Origin of the sequence: Sinorhizobium chiapasense (assembly GCF_045277575.1) — a bacterium.
Taxonomy (GTDB): Bacteria; Pseudomonadota; Alphaproteobacteria; order Rhizobiales; family Rhizobiaceae; genus Ensifer; species Ensifer chiapasense_A.
Window position 1 is genome coordinate 1498505 of sequence record NZ_CP144205.1, and the last position, 16288, is coordinate 1514792.

13 protein-coding genes, 1 tRNA gene and 1 riboswitch are annotated in these 16288 nt (G+C 62.1%); of the genes, 9 read left to right on the top strand and 5 right to left on the bottom strand.

What is annotated here, in order from left to right; all coding sequences use genetic code 11:
- The first annotated feature begins 578 nt into the window (after positions 1-578).
- The 5 genes from QM996_RS07305 (at position 579) to QM996_RS07325 (ending at position 9809) form a co-directional block, all read left to right on the top strand.
- Complete coding sequence (locus QM996_RS07305; protein WP_500269857.1) at positions 579-4376, top strand: vitamin B12-dependent ribonucleotide reductase; 3798 nt, start codon at positions 579-581, stop codon at positions 4374-4376.
- Between the two features lie 341 nt (positions 4377-4717).
- Positions 4718-4793: transfer RNA gene (locus QM996_RS07310), tRNA-Ala, on the top strand.
- 232 nt (positions 4794-5025) lie between these two features.
- Entirely contained in the window at positions 5026-5691 is a 666-nt protein-coding gene (locus QM996_RS07315; protein ID WP_500269858.1) for a CBS domain-containing protein, read from the top strand.
- Between the two features lie 211 nt (positions 5692-5902).
- Positions 5903-8365 (top strand): phosphoketolase family protein, encoded by a 2463-nt coding sequence (locus QM996_RS07320; RefSeq protein WP_500269859.1) that lies wholly within the window; start codon positions 5903-5905, stop codon positions 8363-8365.
- A gap of 124 nt (positions 8366-8489) precedes the next feature.
- Positions 8490-9809 (top strand): glucoamylase family protein, encoded by a 1320-nt coding sequence (locus QM996_RS07325; protein ID WP_500269860.1) that lies wholly within the window; start codon positions 8490-8492, stop codon positions 9807-9809.
- Positions 9810-10111: 302 nt separating this feature from the next.
- Here the strand turns inward: QM996_RS07325 and QM996_RS07330 are convergent, their stop codons facing one another.
- Positions 10112-10234: a hypothetical protein gene (locus QM996_RS07330; RefSeq protein ID WP_282439023.1), complete on the bottom strand. Its 123-nt coding sequence runs from the start codon at positions 10232-10234 to the stop codon at positions 10112-10114.
- A gap of 208 nt (positions 10235-10442) precedes the next feature.
- The gene (locus tag QM996_RS07335; protein ID WP_500269861.1) at positions 10443-10685 is read right to left on the bottom strand and encodes a hypothetical protein; all 243 of its coding nucleotides are present in this window, start codon (positions 10683-10685) and stop codon (positions 10443-10445) included.
- A 284-nt stretch (positions 10686-10969) separates the two neighbouring features.
- Between QM996_RS07335 and QM996_RS07340 the strand changes: the two genes are divergently transcribed.
- Positions 10970-11890 carry a J domain-containing protein gene (locus QM996_RS07340; protein WP_500269862.1) on the top strand — a complete coding sequence of 307 codons (921 nt, stop codon included), beginning with the start codon at positions 10970-10972 and terminating at the stop codon, positions 11888-11890.
- The gene (locus tag QM996_RS07345) at positions 11887-12201 is read left to right on the top strand and encodes a chaperone modulator CbpM (RefSeq protein ID WP_500269863.1); all 315 of its coding nucleotides are present in this window, start codon (positions 11887-11889) and stop codon (positions 12199-12201) included. Before QM996_RS07340 ends, QM996_RS07345 begins: the two co-directional genes overlap by 4 nt.
- Here QM996_RS07345 and QM996_RS07350 read toward each other — a convergent pair.
- Entirely contained in the window at positions 12165-12617 is a 453-nt protein-coding gene (locus QM996_RS07350) for a nuclear transport factor 2 family protein (protein ID WP_500269864.1), read from the bottom strand. The two genes, QM996_RS07345 and QM996_RS07350, sit on opposite strands and share 37 nt — an antisense overlap.
- A 209-nt stretch (positions 12618-12826) precedes the next feature.
- Between QM996_RS07350 and QM996_RS07355 the strand changes: the two genes are divergently transcribed.
- Positions 12827-13183, top strand: a complete 357-nt coding sequence (locus tag QM996_RS07355; RefSeq protein WP_500269865.1) for a hypothetical protein — start codon at positions 12827-12829, stop codon at positions 13181-13183.
- 22 nt (positions 13184-13205) lie between these two features.
- Here the strand turns inward: QM996_RS07355 and QM996_RS07360 are convergent, their stop codons facing one another.
- Together QM996_RS07360 and QM996_RS07365 are read right to left on the bottom strand one after the other, a co-directional pair.
- Positions 13206-14204, bottom strand: coding sequence for a copper chaperone PCu(A)C domain-containing protein (locus tag QM996_RS07360; RefSeq protein WP_500269866.1), 999 nt, complete (start codon positions 14202-14204; stop codon positions 13206-13208).
- 94 nt (positions 14205-14298) lie between these two features.
- Complete coding sequence (locus QM996_RS07365) at positions 14299-14688, bottom strand: hypothetical protein (protein ID WP_500269867.1); 390 nt, start codon at positions 14686-14688, stop codon at positions 14299-14301.
- Positions 14689-14911: 223 nt separating this feature from the next.
- A riboswitch (glycine riboswitch) is annotated at positions 14912-14999 on the top strand.
- 141 nt (positions 15000-15140) lie between these two features.
- Here QM996_RS07365 and gcvT point away from each other — a divergent pair.
- A complete protein-coding gene (gene gcvT / locus QM996_RS07370) occupies positions 15141-16280 on the top strand; it encodes a glycine cleavage system aminomethyltransferase GcvT (RefSeq protein ID WP_500269868.1) in 1140 nt (379 codons plus the stop codon).
- The last annotated feature ends 8 nt before the right edge of the window (positions 16281-16288 follow it).

The window sequence follows — 16288 nt, forward strand, 5'->3', positions numbered from 1 at the left end:
CGCAAGTGCAACCGAGGGTACCGTTGGGGATAGAATTTATGCAGTTTTTTACCCGTCAATTTTTTGATTTCGCGCTGTCCGTTGCGGCAGTCTCACAGGCAACCTCTGGAAGTGCCTGATTTTCATGGGGTTGGCCGATGTCCCCGTTTTCCACAGTCGGTCCACACAACATCTAGCGCCCAAACTTCCGTCACAAACCACCCCTTGACGCCCCCGGACGATTCACGGTTAATGGATTTCACGTTGCGACGGCGGCGGACCGGATTGTTGAGCGCCCGGTTCATCTCACCAAATCGTCGGTTCTGACAGGCGGCAGTCATGGATTTCACCATGCGGTCGCCGTGAGGGCTTTTGTGCGATCTTTGTGGCCCGCTTGAGCAACAATTGGCTGGCATAAATCAGCTGTTAACACTATATTTAGTGCTTGCAGTCAGCCTATCTCACAAGATACAGGGTCACCCAGTTATGGGTTTCTCTCCAAGGACGGAAGCTGAGACTGGCTGCGGGATGCCCCTCGCGGCCGGGCGGGGACAATTGCGCCTGTGGCGGGCGCTAGGCAACACGAAGGACCAGGGACAATGAAGATCGAACGTCGTTTCACCAAGGCCGGGCAATCCGCCTATGCGGAGATCGAATTCCGCAAGGCTACGAGTGAGATCAAGAACCCCGATGGTTCGATCGTTTTCCGCCTTGCCGATATCGACGTTCCGGCGCAGTTCAGCCAGGTCGCTGCCGACATTCTCGCCCAGAAGTATTTCCGCAAGGCTGGCGTTCCCGCCAAGATGAAGCGCGTCGAGGAGAACGATGTCCCCTCCTTCCTCTGGCGCTCGGTTCCCGATCAGGAAGCGCTGAAGGCGCTGCCGAAGGAAGAGCAGTACGGTTCCGAAACCGATGCCCGCCAGGTCTTCGATCGCCTGGCCGGCACCTGGGCCTATTGGGGCTGGAAGGGCGGCTATTTCGATACGGAAGAAGACGCCTCCGCCTTCCGCGACGAACTCGCTTACATGCTTGCCACCCAGCGCGTAGCACCGAACTCGCCGCAATGGTTCAACACCGGCCTGCACTGGGCCTATGGCATTGACGGCCCCGGCCAGGGCCACTTCTATGTCGACCCCTTCACCGGCAAGCTGACGAAGTCCAAGTCCGCTTACGAGCACCCGCAGCCGCACGCCTGCTTCATCCAGTCGGTCGCCGACGATCTCGTCAACGAAGGCGGCATCATGGACCTCTGGGTGCGCGAAGCGCGCCTGTTCAAGTACGGCTCCGGCACCGGCTCCAACTTCTCGCACCTGCGCAGCGAAGGCGAAAAGCTCTCGGGTGGCGGCAAGTCCTCCGGCCTGATGTCGTTCCTGAAGATCGGCGATCGCGCTGCCGGCGCCATCAAGTCGGGCGGCACGACCCGTCGCGCCGCCAAGATGGTCGTCGTCGACATCGACCATCCGGATATCGAGGAATACATCAACTGGAAGGTCAAGGAAGAGCAGAAGGTTGCCGCCCTTGTCACCGGCTCCAAGGTCGTCGCCAAGCATCTGAAGGCGATCATGAAGGCCTGCGTCAACTGCGACGGCACCGACGACGCCTGCTATGATCCGAAGCAGAACCCGGCGCTGAAGCGCGAGATCCGCGCTGCCAAGCAGGCGCTGGTTCCGGAAAACTATGTCCAGCGCGTCATCCAGTTCGCCAAGCAGGGCTACAAAGACCTCGAATTCAAGACCTACGACACCGATTGGGATTCGGAAGCCTACCTCACGGTTTCGGGCCAGAACTCCAACAACTCGGTCTCGATCAAGGACGACTTCCTGCGCGCCGTCGAAGCGGATGGCGACTGGCACCTGACCGCCCGCAAGGACGGCCGTATCCTGAAGACGCTGAAGGCTCGTGACCTCTGGGAGTCGATCTCCTACGCCGCTTGGGCGTCCGCCGATCCGGGCCTGCACTTCAACACGACGATGAACGACTGGCACACGAGCCCGGCCGCCGGCCCGATCCGCGCGTCGAACCCGTGCTCGGAATATATGTTCCTCGACGACACCGCCTGCAACCTCGCCTCGCTGAACCTGATGATGTTCAAGGATGCGGCGACCAAGCGCATCAACATCGCCGACTACGAACACGCCGTCCGCCTGTGGACGATCGTTCTCGAAGTCTCGGTCATGATGGCGCAGTTCCCGTCCCGCGAGATTGCCGAACTCTCTTACGAGTACCGCACGCTCGGCCTCGGCTACGCCAACATCGGCGGCCTGCTGATGTCCTCGGGCATCCCCTATGACAGCGCCGAAGGCCGAGCCATCGCCGGTGCCCTCACAGCGATCATGACCGGCATCTCCTACGCCACGTCGGCCGAAATGGCCGAGAAGCTGGGCCCGTTCCCGGGCTTTGCGCCGAACCGCGACAACATGCTGCGCGTCATCCGCAACCACCGCCGCGCCGCCTATGGCGAGACGACCGGTTACGAGGCGCTCTCGGTCAACCCGGTCGCGCTCATCCACGCCGACAACCCGGACCAGGACCTGATCATTCACGCCATGAGCGCCTGGGACAAGGCGCTGGAACTCGGCGAGAAGCACGGCTACCGCAACGCCCAGGCGACCGTGATCGCGCCGACCGGCACGATCGGCCTCGTCATGGACTGCGACACGACCGGCATCGAGCCCGACTTCGCGCTCGTCAAGTTCAAGAAGCTCGCCGGCGGCGGCTACTTCAAGATCATCAACCGCGCCGTTCCGGAAGCGCTGCGTTCGCTCGGCTATAGCGAAAGCCAGATCGCCGAGATCGAAGCCTACGCCGTCGGCCACGGCAACCTGAACCAGGCGCCGGCGATCAACCCGACGACGCTGAAGGCCAAGGGCTTCACCGACGAGAAGGTGGAAGCCGTTAACGCCGCGCTGAAGAGCGCCTTCGATATCAAGTTCGTCTTCAACCAGTGGACGCTCGGCGCCGACTTCCTCAAGGGCACTCTGAAGGTCACCGACGAGCAGCTCGGCGCGATGGACTTCAACCTGCTGGAGCACATCGGCTTCTCGAAGAAGGACATCGAGGCCGCCAACATCCACGTCTGCGGTGCGATGACGCTTGAAGGCGCGCCTTTCCTCAAGAACGAGCACCTGCCGGTCTTCGATTGCGCCAACCCCTGCGGCAAGATCGGCAAGCGCTACCTCTCGGTCGAAAGCCACATCCGCATGATGGCTGCCGCCCAGCCGTTCATCTCGGGTGCCATCTCCAAGACGATCAACATGCCGAACGAGGCGACCGTCGAGGATTGCAAGAACGCCTATATGCTCTCCTGGAAGCTGGCGCTGAAGGCGAATGCCCTCTACCGTGACGGCTCCAAGCTGTCGCAGCCGCTGAACGCCTCGCTGATCGAGGACGACAAGGACGAGGATGCGCTGGAAGACCTGATCCAGGCGCCCGCCGCCGCCCAGGCCGTCACCATCACCGAGAAGATCGTCGAGCGCGTCATCGAGAAGGTGATCCGCGCCCGCGAAAAGCTGCCGAACCGCCGCCAGGGCTACACCCAGAAGGCCGTCGTCGGCGGTCACAAGGTGTATCTGCGCACCGGTGAATTCGGTGACGGCCGCCTCGGCGAGATCTTCATCGACATGCACAAGGAAGGTGCTGCCTTCCGTGCGATGATGAACAACTTCGCCATCGCCATCTCGCTCGGCCTGCAATACGGCGTGCCGCTCGAAGAATATGTGGAGGCTTTCACCTTCACCAAGTTCGAGCCGGCCGGCATGGTCCAGGGCAACGATGCGATCAAGAACGCGACGTCGATCCTCGACTACGTCTTCCGCGAACTGGCGGTCTCCTACCTCGGCCGTCACGATCTCGCCCATGTCGACACCTCCGACTTCGGCAACACCGCGCTCGGCAAGGGCATCCAGGAAGGCAAGACCAACCTGATCTCCACCGGCTGGACCCGCGGCTACAAGCCGACGATCGTCGGCGGCACCGGCGACCGGACCGCCAGCGAGCCCAAGGGCTCGTCCACGGCAGCCCCTGCCCGCGCTTCCTCCGGCGCGACGGTAACGGCGATTGCCGGCAACGCGGCCCGCAAGCTGGAGCCGGCAACGGCCGTTGCAACCTCGGAAATCGTCGCCTTCAAGCGCGAGTATGAAGAGCGCGCTGCGGAACTCGCCGAAGAGATCGCCGGCGAAGTCGAGCAGGAAGTGACCGCCCTCTTCTCCGACAAGGCAGCCGCCGAAGCGGCATCGGCCAAGACGGATGCCAAGAAGGTGGAAGCCGAACGCCGCGCCCGCTCGATCATGCAGGGCTACACCGGCAACATGTGCACCGAGTGCCAGAACTTCACGATGGTACGCAACGGCACCTGCGAGAAGTGCGACACCTGCGGCGCGACGAGCGGCTGCAGCTGAGCAGATCGCAAATGGGTGGTGCTGTTGTTGCGGCGACGAGCACCGCCGCCGCCACCGTTGAGTGACATCACGATGTCATTGAAAGGGCCGTTGGTATTCGACCAGCGGCCCTTTCTGCATCACACCTGCGGATCTTCGGCGCTGAAGAACTAAATTCGCCAATACAACCTTGCATGGGTCGCTGTTGTCGCTAAGCGATGCACTGGGTCATGCGCATTTGCTTCAGTCGCCGCTCTTGAATTTGAGAAAATGTCAATGGATTGTTTGCCGGGGCTCCTCGGCTGAGCACTCGCGACAGCCCTTGCAAAGACCGCAGATTTGTACATGATCCCACTTGGGATGGGGCCGTAGCTCAGTTGGGAGAGCGCCGCAATCGCACTGCGGAGGTCGAGGGTTCGACTCCCTTCGGCTCCACCAAGACCTAAGTGTCCGACCCGAAGACATCGGTGGAAGTTTGTCGGTAAGACACGGGTGACAATCTCGTGCTCTCACAGTAAGCGCCGGCAGAATGTGTCTTCTCCTAGAAGATGCAGCTTGTATCTGCCTCCATTGAAATTGCATCGCGCCAACCGGTTGTCGAACAACCGCGATAGGTTTACCTTACGCCCGCTGATGACGGTACCAAGGTCCTATTCGGGGTTGGATCGACATGCGCGTCAAAGATGTAATGACGACATCGGTCGTCAAACTATCCCCTGACAACAGCGTCAGACAGGCAGCCCGGATCATGCTCGACAATCACGTCAGCGGCCTCCCCGTCGTTGACGATGAAGGTCGTCTGGTGGGCTTGATCAGCGAGGGGGATCTCATCCGTCGGACCGAACTCGGGGGCGGCGTCCCGATGGTGGACGCCACGATAGCTGCCGATGATCGAGCCAACGCCTACGTGCGGCGCTCCTCCTGGAGGGTCGGCGACGCGATGACGGCCGATCCGGTGACGATCGATGAGGATGCGTCCGCGGCGCGTGTAGCCGCGGTGATGCAGGAGCGCGGCATCAAGCGCATTCCGGTCCTCAGAAACGGCATTCTGGTCGGCATCGTCAGCCGCGCCGACCTGCTGCAGGCAGTTTTGTCGGCGAAACAGGACGAGACGGCCGCAGGCGATGAAGCCATCCGGCGCAGCATTCTCGTGCGCCTCGGCGAGAATACCGGCCTCGAAGGGCTGGATATAAAGGTCGCGGTGACCGACGGCATCGTCCATCTCTGGGGCAATGTCGAGACCGCCGAGTGCCGGAGAGCCGCACGGATCGTCGCGGAAAATGTCCGCGGCGTTCGGGCCGTGGTCGAGCACTTCTCGGAACCGTATCCGCAATAGCGCCCGTTTTGACATCGCCGCGGCACGAAGGTGCTCGCGACGCTGAAATAGCAAGACGATCCCTGCCGCTGTCGTCCGAAGACAGGCGTTCCACCATTCCGCCCGCCACCGGGAGACGGCAACAACCGAAGCGAATTCAGAAGACTGCAGTGGCTTGCACCACCGCGAGCCTGAGAAATCCAGGCAATGTCCTAATGATCGGGAGGTTCAGATGGTTTCGCCTGAAACGGCATCGATGCAAGAGACGGCATCCGGAAAATCGCATTCAGCAACTCCGTTGTCATCGGACGAACTCCGTCTGATGGACGCCTATTGGCGGGCCTCGAACTATCTTTCCGTCGGCCAGATCTATCTGCTCGACAATCCGCTGCTGCGCGAGCCGCTGAAACGCGAACACATCAAGCCACGCCTGCTCGGCCATTGGGGCACCTCGCCCGGCCTCAACATGCTCTATGTGCATCTCAACCGCGTGATCAAGCGCGACGATCTCAACATGATCTATATCATCGGGCCGGGGCACGGCGGACCGTCGCTCGTGGCGCATGCCTATCTTGAAGGCACCTATAGCGAGTTCTATCCGGATATCGGCGAAGACGCCGAAGGCATGCAGCGGCTCTTCAAGCAGTTCAGCTTTCCGGGCGGCATACCGAGCCACGTGGCGCCGGAAACGCCCGGCAGCATCCATGAAGGCGGTGAGCTCGGCTATGCGCTGAGCCACGCCTATGGCGCGGCCTTCGACAATCCGGACCTCGTCGTCGCCTGCATCGTCGGCGATGGCGAGGCCGAGACCGGGCCGTTGGCCACCGGTTGGCAAAGCAACAAGTTCCTGAACCCCGCCCGCGACGGCTGCGTCCTGCCGATTCTGCATTTGAACGGCTACAAGATCGCCAACCCGTGCTTCCTCGCCCGCATTCCGCGCGACGAGCTGCAGAAGTTCTTCGAGGGCATGGGCTACAAGCCCTATTTCGTCGAAGGGCATGATCCGGATAGCGTGCACCAGCAACTGGCCGGCGTGCTCGATACAGCGATGGCCGAGATCCGGCAGATCTGGGACGACGCCCGCGTGAGGGGCAATCTGAAGCGGCCGGCCTGGCCGATGATCGTCTTCCGCACGCCCAAGGGCTGGACCTGTCCGAAGGAGATCGACGGCAAGAAATGCGAGGACTACTGGCGCTCGCACCAGGTGCCGATGGGCGAGATGGACAGGCCCGAGCACATCCGCATCCTCGAGCAGTGGATGAAGAGTTATCGCCCCGAGGAGCTTTTCAGCGACGAGGGCCGGCTGAAGCCCGAAATCGCAGCGCTGGCGCCGGCGGGGCATCGCCGCATGAGCGACAATCCGCACGCCAATGGCGGCCTGCTTCTGCGCGACCTGAAGATGCCGGCTTTCCGGAATTATGCCGTCGACGTTCCGCGTCCGGGTGCGACGACCGTGGAGGCCGCCCGTGTCATGGGTAAGTTCCTGCGCGACGTCATGAAGTCCAACATGGACTCCAGGAACTTCCGTCTGTTCAGCCCGGATGAAAACAACTCCAACCGCTGGCAGGACGTGCTCGAGGTCACCAATCGCTGCTACATGGCCGAGATCTATCCGGAGGACGATCACCTCTCACCGGATGGCCGAATCATGGAGGTCTTGAGCGAACACCAGTGCCAGGGCTGGCTCGAAGGCTATCTTTTGACCGGCCGCCACGGCTTCTTCTCCTGCTACGAAGCGTTCATTCACATCATCGATTCGATGTTCAACCAGCACGCCAAGTGGCTGAAGGTCTGCAACGAGATCCCCTGGCGTCGGCCCGTCGCGTCGCTGAACTACTTCCTGAGCTCCCATGTCTGGCGGCAGGACCACAACGGCTTCAGCCACCAGGATCCGGGCTTCATCGATCACGTCGTCAACAAGAAGGCCGACGTCATCCGCGTCTATCTGCCGCCGGATGCCAACACGCTGCTCTCCGTCACCGACCATTGCCTGCGCAGCCGCAACTACATCAACGTCGTCGTCGCCGGCAAGCAACCGGGGCCGCAATGGCTGACGATGGAACAGGCCGTGCGCCATTGCAGCATGGGCGTCAGCATCTGGGATTGGGCCAGCAATGATGCCAACAGCGAGCCGGACGTCGTCATGGCCTGCTGCGGCGACGTTCCGACGCTCGAAACGCTGGCAGCGGTGCAGTTGTTGCGCGAGCATCTTCCCGAAGTGAAGGTCCGGGTCGTCAACGTCGTCAATCTGATGAAGCTGCAGCCGGCGGAAGAGCACCCCCACGGCCTCTCTGATCGGGATTTCGATGGCATCTTCACCAGGGACAAGCCGATCATCTTCGCCTTCCACGGCTACCCCTGGCTGATCCATCGCCTCACCTACCGCCGCACCAACCACGACAACCTGCATGTGCGCGGCTACAAGGAAGAAGGCACGACAACGACGCCGTTCGACATGGTGGTGCTGAACGAGCTGGATCGCTTCCATCTCACCGGCGACGTCATCGACCGCCTGCCGCAGCTCGGCGCCCGTGCCGCCTATTTCAAGCAGGCGATACAGGCCAAGCTGATCGAACATCGGGAATATATCGAGAAGCACGGCGACGACATGCCGTCGATCAGCGGCTGGAAATGGGGCGTTCAGGGGGCGCAACAGGCGAAGCCGACGACGTCGACGGAGGGCGATAACGTCTAAGGCCCGCGCTACCGGATTGACGGCCGTGTTCCGATCGATCGGTCGGGCTTGCGAGGCGCTCCAGCAGGAACGTCTCGTTCACATTAGATGAATGAACCTTCGTCATAATCGCGGCTGGCTGGCCATGTCGGAATTGCTATCGACCGATCCCGAATTGAACCGGATGCCGACCGAGCAGGATCTTGCCCGGCTGCAGTTCACGACCCTGCTCTACTATCTGCATTGTACCAATCCCGACAACGGCTTGGTTCGCGACAAGACCCAGGAGGATGTACCCGCAAGCATTGCGGCGATCGGCATGGCGCTCGCGACGATCCCCGTGCTGGTCGAGAGGGGCATCGTCATTCGCAAGTTCGCCGCGAAGATCGCACGTCGACGGCTGCAGTTTCTGCTGCAATGCCCGCAGGGGCCGGAGCCGGATACTTCGGGCTACAAGGGCTTCTTCTATCACTTCCTTGATATCGAGACCGGCCGGCGCGTTTGGGAATGTGAATTGTCGACGATCGACTCCGCCTTTCTTTTCGCTGGTGCGCTGACGGTGGCCGCCTATTTTGACGGCGATGCGGCGGAAGAAGTCGAAATTCGCCGTTCGGCAAATGCGCTCTATGAACGGGCCGACTGGAACTGGGCCTGCGATCACGGACTTACGCTGACCCATGGTTGGCGGCCGGAAAACGGTTTCATTCCCTACCGTTGGCGTGGTTACGACGAGGGCCTGCTGCTCTACATCCTGGGCCTCGGTTCCCCCACCCATCCGCTGCCGGCGGAAGCCTATGCCGCCTATACTGAAAGCTACGACTGGCGAAACCTCTATGGTCGCGAGCTCCTCTATTCGGGCCCACTCTTCACCCACCAGCTCTCGCATATGTGGATCGATTTCCGGGGGATTCGCGACGCGTTCATGCGCGAGCACAACAGCGACTACTTCCAGAACAGCCGGCATGCGACCTTCGTCCAGCAGCAATATGCCATCCGCAATCCGCTGAGTTTCGTCGGCTACGGCGAGCATTGCTGGGGGTTCACGGCGAGCGACGGACCCGGCTGGACCAAGCGCAGCGTGAACGGTAGCGAAAGGGAGTTCTTCGATTACATCGCCCGCGGCGCGCCCTTCGGCCCGGATGATGGAACCGTGTCGCCCTGGGCTGCCGTTGCCTCGCTGCCCTTCGCGCCGGAGATCGTCATCCCGACGGTCTGGAACTTTGCGCGCATGAACCTCGGCATGACCAGGCTTTACGGCTTCAAGCCGTCCTTCAACCGAAGCTTTCCGGTGGAAGGAACCGAAGCTGGATGGTGGGTCAGCCCCTATCACTTCGGCATCGATCAGGGCCCGGTGGTCCTGATGATCGAGAACTACCGAACCGGCCTGTTGTGGAACATCATGCGCCGGTGCGCGCCGCTGGTGGTGGGGTTGAGGCGAGCCGGCTTCTCCGGTGGCTGGCTCTGAAGGCCAACCCAAAGGTACTCTGATGGACAGCCAGCTAGTGCCGATCAGAAGGCGATGCGCGTGGCCCCTATGAAGTCATATTGGATTGCCGAGAGAATGGCCGTTGGACGCATCGCCCAACATGGTCGGTTTGCCCTCACCGCGCTCCGCGCCCAGTGCAGCCTCAGGCGCAATGCGTGGGAGACCGCAGAAGCCTGCCACTTGGGCCAGGCCAGCACCGGCTCCTGAAAGGCTGCCCCAGACCTTTCCCTCTGCGAAGGCACGCTCGGAGCAGCCAACGGATCGATGGAAAACGATCGCTCTTAGCGGGGGGCGACGATGCCCTGGTAGTAATCTCCGTCACCGCCAACATAGCGCGGGCCACCACCGGTCTGCGAGCAAGCGGCCAGAGTGGCGAGTGCGAGCAGCAATACGATCGTTCTCATGAAATCGATTCCTTTCGGGCCTTGGCGGCAGCTATGTCCTTGAGACTAGTGGGGTATATAAGGCTTAGCGTAAGGGACAAGCGGCATCCAGTCGGTGGTATAACAAAACGCTTGATCGTTGAAGATGTAAATTGTGCCGGCGGCCGCCTGGCGCCTCGCGCACCCGGAAATTCATGGATGAACGTGAATGATCGATGAGCACGGCGCTCTAGATCGGCTGCCGTTTGTTCGCCTGCTCCCGCTCCTGCCAGTATCTGAGGCGAAGCCGCGGCGCCATGATCCAGGCGACGAACGGCGTCGTGACAAAGCAGGCCACGACCAGCGCCGGGATCGCATACTTGGCGTTGTCGGCGAGGACCGGGATCGACAAAACCGTCACGATGCCGATCCCGAACAGAATGGCATTGATCATCAGGCCGACCATGATGGCGAGTTGCAGGCGGACGGACATTTCGACCTCCCCGAGCTTCGAGGCGACGTTGCGCTTCGAACGAAATTGCACCGCGAACGAAATTCCCGACGTCGATTGTATCAGGGATCGCGAATGCGCGAAATGGCGCGAGGCGCACGGCCGCAACGGACCCGCGCCGGCGACAATGCGTCACGCACGGTACGCCGCCCCTGTCGCACGCGAAAATCCGCCCTATGCTCTTAGGCGAGTGTTGAAGGTGTCTGACCGCAACGCATGCGGGCGTCGGTGATGTGCCCTCAACCGTTTCCGTCTGAGGAGATCGCATGTCGAACCCATACGAAACGCTCGGCGTCAGCCGCGATGCGACACTGAAGGACATTCAGAGCGCCTATCGCAAGCTCGCCAAGAAATTGCACCCGGACCTAAACCCGGGAGACAAAGGAGCGGAGGACCGCTTCAAGGCGATTTCGGCGGCCTACGCTCTCCTCAGTGACGAGGAAAAACGCGGCAAATATGATCGGGGCGAAATTGACGAGACGGGTGCGGAGGCCGCGAGCCGTCACTACTACCGCGATTATGCCGCGTCCGGGGATACGGCGGGACGCTACGAGAGCGCGCACGGCTTCTCGGATTTCGCGGATGCGGACGATATCTTCTCGAGCTTCTTTTCCCGCCGCGGCGGCGGCCAGCAGCGACGCCAGCGCGGCCGCGACCACCACTTTTCCATGGAGATCGGCTTTCTCGATGCGGCCAATGGTACCAAGACCGAGATCAGCCTGCCGGGCGGCGGACCGGCGCTCGATCTCACCATCCCGCCCGGCACGCGCGACGGCCAGACGCTTCGGTTGCGTGGCAAGGGCGAGCCCGGGGTCAACGGCGCGCCGGCAGGCGATGCGCTGATCGATATTCGCGTCAGGCCCCATCCTCTGTTTGCAGCCGATGGCGACGACGTGCGCTACGAGGTGCCAATCTCACTCAGTGAAGCGGTGCTCGGCGGCAAGATCCGGGTTCCGACGATCGACGGGGCGGTCAATGTCACGATCCCGCCGTACTCCAACACCGGCAAGACCCTGCGATTGAAGGGCAAGGGCCTGCACAAGCCGGGTGGCGGCCATGGCGATGCCTATGTCAGCCTGAAGATCGTGCTGCCACAGACCCCCGACCCGGCATTGTCCGCTTTCGTCGAAAGCTGGGCAGCCGGAAAGACGGAAGACCCGCGCAAAGGCATGGGAGGGCACGCATGAACGACCGTGAATTCTGCGAACACCTGGACATCGAGGTGAAGGTCCTGCGCGTCTGGGTCGAGCAGCGCTGGCTGGTGCCGCGCGAGGCGGAAGCCGGCTGGTCCTTCGAGGAGGCCGACCTCGCCCGCGCCCGGCTGATCCAGGACCTGACCGGCCCGATGGGTGTCAACGACAACGGTGTCGACGTCGCCATGCGGCTGCTCGACCAGATCCACGGCCTGCGCGGCCGCCTCGCCGAGTTGATGAACGCCATCCGTTCCCAAGACCCGGAGGTTCAGAGGCTCATCCTGTCGAGGGTTGAGGGCGAATAGTCCCTGTCCAGCAGCCCGACCGTTTCGGCGACGAACAAAGTGTCGACGAACTCCGTCAGATCGACGATCCGGCCGTTGCGGAACGTGAACTTGTCGATGATTTCGGTCCGTTCGCGGGTTTGCGAGGGAACGAAGCAAACGACGCCGGCGCGGTGAACGACGATGGTGTCGCCGTCAGCATAGGCGCCGACCATCTCCATCTCGCTCAAGTCCCAGTTTTCTATGAGCGCCTGGAAACTGCCGCGCACGGTCTCGGGCGTGTTGACCGCGAGCGCCATCGTGCCAAGCCTGGCGTTCCCGGCGATGCGGAAGCTGAAGTCGGGATCGAGCAGCGCCATTATGGTATCGAGGTCGTTGACATTGCGGGCGCTGTAAAGGGCCCGCACCCTGCTTTCCAGCACGCTGCGCTCGGTCATGGGAGGCCTCCCCGTTTTCTATCTGGGCGAGTGTGCGCGCACTTTAGCAATATCGCAAGTACAGGCTCGCGCTTCGAGATTCTTTTGCCGTAATCGCCGCCAATGTGGTCATCGTTAGGATTTTATTAAAAGGCGGGCGTTGGCTTTTACACGCCTGCAAGTGGAATTGAGCGACAAGAAAGGATTGACAACGGGAAGGCAGCAAAGACGTGACACAGGTCGTCACAGTATCCGCGACGACGGCGGCCTATGCAGCGGAAGCGCTGAAGCCGTCGGCACGCGTCGGTGGTGACGGTCCGACCGATGAAGCGATCACGCTGCTTTCGATCCGGCGCCCTGAGGAGCCCTCGCTGACAGCGGTCTCGGTCCCCAAGACCAAGGGTGCCCTGCCCCTTGCCTTCATGCTGGCAAGCGCCGACGGCCGTTTGCCGGAACGCTCGGAAGCTGAAGCCCTGCGCCGCTATCTCGAATTCATGCGCGATGACGACGATGGTTTCGAGAAGCAGGAAGGCGCTGGCCGGCAGGAGGAGCCCGCCGGCCAAGAGGATGAAAGCGACGCCGCCTGAGGCGGGCGTCGCAGTCTCTTGATCACTGATGCTTGTGGCCACCGGCCGCTTCGCCGCCCTTGGCGGAGCCGACCGGGAACGTCGCATCGACCTTGCCGGCCTTTTCGAAGACGAGCGTGACGGGAACGGCATCGCCCTCCTTGAACGGCGCCCTCACGTCCATGAACATCAGGTGCAGGCCGCCGGCCTTGAGCTCGACCGTTTCTCCGGCCGGCAGCACAACGCCGTCATCGAGCTTGCGCATCTTCATCACGTCGTTTTCCATCTTCATCTCATGGATCTCGACGCGTCCAGCCGCGGGGCTTTCGACCGCCACAAGCCGGTCTTCGCTTGCCCCCCCATTCTTGATCGTCAGGAAGCCGCCACCGACCTTGGCGCCGGGCAGCATCGCCTTCAGCGACCCGTCCGAAATCTCGATGTCGCCAATCTTTGCCGACCCGCCGGCAGCAGCCATATGCCCGCCCATATGCCCGCCGTGACCGGCATGGGGATCGGCGGCATCCGCCATCGTCACCGTCACGGTCGGCGCCGGGCTCTTCAGGTCATGCGCATTCTGGCCCTCGGCCGCTACCTGGTCCCAGACGACCTTGCCGTCGGTCCCGCAAAGCTGCGTGGTCGGGAACGCAAGCACGGTCTCCTTGTCGAAGCCCGAAACTTTGCCGCGGACGACGAAGGTGTCGTAATATTCGTCCGGCAGGCTGCCGCCCTTCCAGCGGATTTCCACCGGGCCGGACGAGACCTTCTTGCCGTGGTTGTCGTAGGTCTTCTGGTAGTCGCCTTTGATGATTTCGATTTCCCAGCCGGGCTTCGGCTGCGGTTGAGCGAGGACAAATCCTTCCGGCAGCTTGATCTGCACTTCCGTCGTCGGCTTGCCGTCGCAGCCATGCGGTACCTGCAGCACCGCCTTGAAGGTGCTCTCAACCGGCGCCTTGTCGTTTTCAAACGTCGCGTGCGCGTGGGCAATGCCGCTTGCGGCAAGGGTGAGGCCGAGCGAAAGCGAAACGATCCTGGTCTTTGTCATGTCGTAATCTCCTGACCACGCGCGGGCCTTTGCCCGTCTGCCGGTGGTCCAAGCCGCGTGACGGCGGCGTATTGAATGGGATGCGAGAGGAGGATTACAAGCGCGCCGGCGGCCCGCGCGAAGGCGGCAGCAGGCGCAGATGCTGATGGGCAGCATCGTTTTCTATCAGGATGGGCGAAACGGGCCATGTGCCTGTATCGGCGCGAACGCTCTCCACCGGCGGAACCGGCAGAAGGATCGCACTCGAAAGACGGCAAGCTTCGCAGACCGGGGCCATGGACTGGCCCTTGCCGCCTTGATGGTCGACGCCGTCCATGCCGAAGCAGATTTCGGCGAGCGTACCGTCAGGCAGCTGATAGGCGGCGATCTCGGCCGGTGTCAGCGTCTTGGCACTGAGCGGCTTGTGGGCAAAGGTCAGGAAAACGAGCGCAAATACGGCGATCAGCCGCACTGCTATCCCGAATTTGCCTTCGCGCCCTGTCATCCGATCGACTCTTATAGGTTAGAGCGGGATGCGGATGGAAAACCGCACAGATCTGTCCCATCCCAAGCGCTCGTATCGATCTTGGGTTATCCTCAACCGGAGAAGAAAGCAAAGGCAGAATTGCCGCAGTGGCGTCGGCTGCGTCTTTTGGTCATGCGACAAAAATATGTTTCACCGCGACACCGCCCCCTTGCCAAGCTCCCGCCTTCGCCGTTATCTGGAGACGATCTTGTTGGGAGAAACCGGTTCACTCCGGTGCCGAAGGAGCAACCGCCCCGGAAACTCTCAGGCCAAAGGACCAGCAAGGTGCCGGTAGGACTCTGGAGAGAAGCGCTTTTGCGCTCGCCGAAGGGATAACAATCTCAGGCAAAGGGACAGAGGGGGCTCGAATCGACGGCGATTGACGCCGGAAGTGTGAGCCGGCGCGAGAGCGCCAGACCTGGAGGCCGGATTTGGAAGACAATCCTCATTTGAAACATACGCCGCTGCATGCGCTGCACCTTTCGCTCGGCGCGCGCATGGTGCCCTTTGCTGGCTACGAAATGCCGGTGCAGTACCCTGACGGCGTGATGAAGGAACATCAGCACACCCGCGTTGCCGCCGGCCTCTTCGATGTCTCGCACATGGGCCAGGTCATCGTCCGGCCGAAGTCCGGCAAGATCGAAGACGCGGCGCTGGCGCTCGAAAAGCTCGTGCCGGTCGATGTGCTTGGTCTCGCCGAAGGACGCCAGCGTTATGGCCTCTTCACCAATGCCGAGGGCGGCATCCTCGACGATCTGATGATCACCAATCGCGGCGACCATCTGTTCCTCGTCGTCAACGCCGCCTGCAAGGACGCCGACTTCGAGCTCTTGAAGAAGGGCCTTTCCGACACCTGCGACGTGACGATGATCGAGGATCGGGCGCTGATCGCGCTTCAGGGGCCGCGTGCCGAAGCTGTTCTTGGCGAACTCTGGGCCGATGTCTCCGACATGCGCTTCATGGACGTTGCCGAGGCGGACCTGCACGATGTGACCTGCATCATCTCCCGCTCGGGCTATACCGGCGAAGACGGCTTCGAGATCTCCATTCCCGTCGCCTCCGCCGTCGATGTGACCCAGCGCCTTCTGGAACATCCCGACGTCAAGCCGATCGGTCTCGGCGCCCGCGATTCGCTGCGCCTCGAAGCCGGCCTTTGTCTTTACGGAAACGACATCGACACCACCACGACCCCGGTGGAAGCAGCGCTCGAATGGGCGATGCAGAAGGCGCGTCGCGCCGGTGGCGCCCGCGAAGGCGGCTTCCCCGGTGCCGGCCGCATCCTCGGGCAGTTGGCCGATGGCGCCTCGCGCCGTCGCGTCGGGCTGAAGCCGGAGGGACGCGCGCCGGTTCGCGGCGGCGCCAAGCTCTTCGCCGATGCCGAGGGCAAGACCCCGGTCGGGCAGGTGACCTCAGGTGGTTTCGGCCCCTCCGTCGATGGCCCTGTTGCCATGGGCTATGTCGACGCCGGCCATACCGAAAACGGCACCACCCTTTTTGCGGAAGTGCGCGGCAAGTACCTGCCTGTAGCGGTCGCCGCCCTGCCCTTTGTCAAACAAACCTACAAACGCTGATCAGGAGA